This is a genomic window from Pseudorhodobacter antarcticus (assembly GCF_900110135.1).
Classification (GTDB): domain Bacteria; phylum Pseudomonadota; class Alphaproteobacteria; order Rhodobacterales; family Rhodobacteraceae; genus Pseudorhodobacter; species Pseudorhodobacter antarcticus.
The window spans coordinates 1-1,527 of record NZ_FOCO01000109.1; the positions used below are offsets into that span (position 1 = coordinate 1).

Consider the following 1,527-nt stretch of genomic DNA (forward strand, 5'->3'; position numbering starts at 1 on the left):
TACCTGATGACCCTTCAGAGCTGAAGGGATTGGTCTTCCAGATGGGTGAGCACATCAAGTCGCAGGCCTACCAGATCGAGAAGCTGAAGAAGGAACTGGCGGCACATCGGAAAGCCCGTTTCGGGGCCAAGTCCGAGAGTCTGGATCAGCTGGCTTTCGATCTGCAGGAAGACACCGAGATTGAAGCGGCCGCCGAGGCACAAAAGACAGCATCCAAAGATGAAGCGGATGAGACCACCCCAGCCAAGCGCTCCCACAATCGCGCTCCGCTGCCTGACCACCTTGAGCGCCAGGAAGAGATACTCTCGCCCGGCAACGCCTGCGGCAATTGCGGTGGTAAGCTCAAGCAACTCGGCGAAGATGTCACCGAAGAGTTGGAATACGTCCCCGGCCACTTCGTTGTGAAGCGGATCGTGCGCCCCCGCATGACCTGCACCTGCTGCGAGGCTTTCGCCCAGGCCGAGTTGCCTTCGCGCCCGATCACGCGTGGACGCCCCGGTCCTGGCCTGCTCGCCCATGTGCTGGTCAGCAAATATTGCGATCACCTGCCATTATATCGTCAGTCCGGGATCTATGCCCGGGACAAGGTTGATCTGCATCGTTCCACGCTGACCGATTGGGTGGGCCGTTCTACGGCGCTGATGGAACCCTTGGCCAACCACATCGGCAAACTGGCGCGGGCCGGACCAGCGCTGTTCGCCGACGACACGCCCGTTAAAATGCAAACCAAGGGCAAGACAAAAAAGACCCAAACCGCCCGGCTGTGGAGCTATGTGCGTGACGAACGCCCATGGCAGGGACAGGCACGGCCCTGCGCGTGGTATCAGTTCAGCGTGGATCGTAAGGGGGAACATCCGGTCAGCCATTTGTCTGGTTACAAAGGGGTCGTGCATGCGGACGGCTATACCGGCTTCAACGGTCTGTTCGGGGACGGCAAGGCCAGCGAGCAGGCCTGCATGGTTCATGTGCGCCGCAAATTTGTCGAGGTCTACGAGCGCGAAGGCTCTGCCATTGCTGAGGAAGCGATCAAACGGATCGCTGCCCTTTATGCAGTGGAAAAAGAGGCGCGCTACAAGCCTGCTGAAGAGCGCGTTGCCCTGCGGCTGGAAAAGGCAAAGCCGGTCTTCGACAATCTCGAAGTCTGGCTGCAGCTGCAATTGCCCAAGATCTCCGGCAAATCGTCGCTGGCCGAGGCTATCCGCTATGCGCTCGGTCGCATGCCCAAGGCCCGGGCCTATCTTGAAAACGGCCAGCTCGAGCTGGACAACAACATCTGTGAGCGATCAATTCGGCCGGTGACTCTCGGCCGCAAAAACTATCTCTTCATGGGATCAAAGGGCGGCGGTGAAGCTGCGGCCATAGCCTACACGCTCATCGAAACCGCCCGCATGAACAAGGTAGATCCCGAAGCCTGGCTTCGCTGGGTTCTCGAGCGCGTTGCAGACCACAAGATGACCCGCCTCGAAGAACTCATGCCATGGAACTGGGCTGCCGAATAAGTCAACACCAGTCAGACCGGACGGATAC

The 1,527-nt window shown here is 59.3% G+C and carries 1 protein-coding gene; it reads left to right on the forward strand.

The window, feature by feature from the left end; translation table 11 throughout:
* Nucleotides 1-1,499: IS66 family transposase (tnpC, locus tag BMY36_RS19095; RefSeq protein ID WP_139194169.1), on the forward strand; the 1,499-nt coding region annotated here is incomplete at its 5' end.
* Nucleotides 1,500-1,527: the final 28 nt, after the last annotated feature.